The organism is Streptosporangium sp. NPDC051023, from assembly GCF_040689595.1.
Classification (GTDB): Bacteria; Actinomycetota; Actinomycetes; order Streptosporangiales; family Streptosporangiaceae; genus Streptosporangium.
In genome coordinates this window covers 1866-5234 of record NZ_JBFBCE010000181.1, presented here as the reverse complement: position 1 = coordinate 5234, position 3369 = coordinate 1866, and the positions used below count along the sequence as shown (strand labels likewise).

Annotated in this window: 2 protein-coding genes; both read left to right on the top strand. The window is 67.8% G+C overall.

Translation table 11 applies throughout. The features are described from left to right. Nucleotides 1–1147 precede the first annotated feature (1147 nt). Nucleotides 1148–1576 (top strand): hypothetical protein, encoded by a 429-nt coding sequence (locus AB0395_RS47595; RefSeq protein ID WP_366294833.1) that lies wholly within the window; start codon nt 1148–1150, stop codon nt 1574–1576. Nucleotides 1577–1703: 127 nt separating this feature from the next. Further along, a partial coding sequence (locus AB0395_RS47590; RefSeq protein ID WP_366294831.1) for a tetratricopeptide repeat protein occupies nt 1704–3369 on the top strand: 1666 nt, incomplete at its 3' end.

The window sequence follows — 3369 nt, the reverse complement described above, 5'->3', positions numbered from 1 at the left end:
CTCTACACCGCAGCAGACCTCACCGCTTACGCCCTTAGCACCGACGCCTTCCCCTCAGAGATCAACTCAGCGTGTTAATTATCTGCAAGCCCTAAGGATGGCCATGGAGAGGTTCACGAGGCCCATACCGGGGATCGGCTCTGCCTGTCCGCGGCCTAACCTGCTCAACTTGTCTGCTCGATGAGGTGAACAGCGTGACGGCGGTGAAGGTTCGGCGTACGGTCGAATCGTGGCCAAGGACGACGAGGATGACGCTTCCCAGCGCCATCGATGTGGCGCTTGCCTGGGCGAAGGCGGTAACTGGGAAGACCGCAACGGAAACAGCCCAAAGCAATCGGTGTGGGTGCCGTGCCGCGCTTGCGGCGGCACGGGATGGCAGAACGCATGACTGATCCGCTTATCTGCCCCGAGTGCGCAGGGACCGGCGAGGATCGCAGCCTTCCGGGGCACGTGCTGAAGTGCATGTGCTGCTACGGGCGTGGGGTCGTAGGCGGCCCGGACGACCCAGAGGAGAACCCGCCACCGCCACCGGCCATGCCGCCACCCGCGTGGGAACATCGCGTCTGGCATGACCCGATGATCTCCACTGCTCTGTCGTGCCGCTTCTGCCTCGGGTCGGGCAAGCTCGCCCATGTCGATCAGGCAACCAGGAGTTTGACGACGCTGCCTTGCCAATGCCAAACGAGGCGATAGCCCCGACACAAGATCGATCTCCATAGGATGAGAACTTTCTCCACGAGTATTAAAGGCGAGCCGCCTTCGGCGTCTCGCCGCGCGTCGGGCGGTCGCTGGCCGCGCTGCGGCTCTTCGGCCGGTCGCGGCCGCACCACCCACGCGCCTGCGATCACCAGGCGGCCCCTGCAAAGCGGCGAAGCTCTTCGCCGACGTTGTCGTGGTGGCGTCCGTGACGATCGCCCACTTCGGCGCTGGCCGTAGCCGGTCAGGGCGATCGGCTGCCGCAGGCCGACTTCGTCGGCCCTTGCCATCGGATGACGCAGGGTAGAGCAAAGTTGACGCTTTGCCGGTGTTGGCCGGGGTGTGGCGGTTAAAGTCGTTCCCGGCGAAAAGGGGTCCCATGTGGGCACGCCGCCGGGGGCGCCGTTCACTAGCGAGAGATTGAACGGGTATGAGCGGGGAACTAGCAATCATGGTCCATGAGCTGTCGCCGTACGTCACGGCAGCAGTCGGTACCTACACCGGTGCGGTGCTGGCTAGAGCCAACGAAGAAGCCGCCGATGCAACGGTTGGATGGGGACAGGCGCTGCTGCAGCGCATCTTCGGCGTAACCACCACCGAGGAGGAGATGCCCGAGGCGGTGGCGGACCTGGCCGCTGACCCGGACAACCCCGACCTGCAGGCGGCGCTGCGCGTGCGGATCGGCAAACTCTTAGCCGCCGATCCAGGCCTGGCCGAGCAGGTGCGGGCCATCTTGGAGCAGGCCAACACCGCCACCGGCCGCACCAGCACGACAACGGTGACCGCATTCGGGGAACGGTCGGTCGCGGCCGGACGGGACATCACCGGCCCAGTCACCACCGGAGACAATTCCCTTATCTCTCCCACCACCCCCGCCTGACATGACCGGCACCCCACCCGCGCCGGAGCCTACGGTGTCGGCCTCCGGGCCGCGGGCCGTGGCGACCGGGGGCGATATCACCAGCCCTGTCGCCACCGGGGACAACTCCCGAATCTATGCGGCCCGGTTGGAAGCGGGCAGCCTGCTGCCCGCCCGGCAGGTACCGGTGCCACCGCACGAACCAGTGCGTCAGTTGGAGGCGCCCCGGGCTTGGCAGTTCGTCGGCCGCGAGGAAGAACTGAAGCGGCTGCAGGCACTGCTGACCGGCGAGAAGGGGGTGCCGGTGGTGGTGCGCCAGGTGGTGCACGGCATGGCCGGGGTAGGAAAATCCGAGTTGGTCCGCCACTACGCCCACACCTACCAGGACCACTATCCGGTGGCGTGGTGGATCACCGCTGATTCCCCGCAGAACCTGCAGCAAGGGCTGGCCGCCCTGGCCGCGGCGCTGCACCCGCCGGTCGCGCTGATCGGCGACGTCGACCAGGCGGCCGCTTGGGCGCTGGACTGGCTGCAGGCGCATCGCGGCTGGCTGGTGGTGCTGGACAACGTCGAAGAGCCCGGCCACGTGCGGCGCTGTGTGGACCGGCTGTCGGCCGGGCATCTGGTGGTCACCACCCGGCGGGATGTGTACTGGCCGGGCCTGACCCCCCTGGCCCTGCCAGTGCTGCAAGAGCAGCCCGCGCTGCAGCTGATGCGCTCCATCATCGAACAGTCCCAGCCGATCGGCCCCGCGCAGGTGGCCGACCTGGAGGCCATCGCCGCCGAGCTGGGGTATCTGCCGCTGGCGTTGGAACAGGCGGCGGCCTACATGCACCAGCAACACTGCAGCCCAGCCCGCTACCTGCGGCAGTTGCATGAGGAGCCCGCCCGGACGCACGCGCGGTTCCCGCACGGTGGTGAGGCCGAGCGGATCATGGCCCGGCTGTGGCAGCGCCATCTGACAGCCCTGCAGGACCAAGACAGTCGTACCGGTCTGGCTACTGAACATCTGCTGCGGGTGCTGGCCTGCTACGCCCCCGGCGACATCCCCCGCCTGCTGCTCGGCCCCCTTCCGCTCGGCGATCACCAGGACGAGGCCGTAGAAAACGGTGAGCAGGGGTGGGATGAGGCGTTGGGGGTGCTGGCCTCCTACAGCATGATCAGCCGGTCTGGAGTGGACGAGGCCGAGACGATCAGCATGCATCGGCTATTCCAGTCTGTGATCCGTCACGGTCTGGACTATGACGCCCCCCGTCAGCACGCCGCCCGCTACACCGCGCTGGCCTGGATGGAACAGGCACTACCGTCCGATCCAGCCGCCAACGTCAGCGGCTGGCCTGCCTGGCGTGATCTGATGCCTCACATCGACGCTTTGGCCTCCTGCCACCGGCAGGGAAACGAGCCTCCGCAACTCGGCTCCGTCCTCAACCAGGCCACCCTCTTCGCCCTGACGCAGGGCCAGCACCAGCGCGCCTGCACTCTCGCCCAGCGGGCGCTGGCCATCACTGAGGCCGCCTACGGCCCCGACCACCCTGACGTCGCCATTCGGCTGGGCAACCTCGCGGCCAGCTTCAGTGCTTTGGGGCGGCCGGGTGAGGCGGTGCCGTTGGAACAGCGGGCGCTGGTCATCGCCGAGGCCGCCTACGGCCCCAACCACCCTGACGTCGCCACCTTGCTGGGCAACCTCGCGGCCAGCTTCCGCGCTTTGGGGCGGCTAGGTGAGGCGGTGCCGTTGGAACAGCGGGCGCTGGCCATCACTGAGGCCGCCTACGGCCCCGACCATCCCACTGTCGCGATTCGGCTGGGCAACCTCG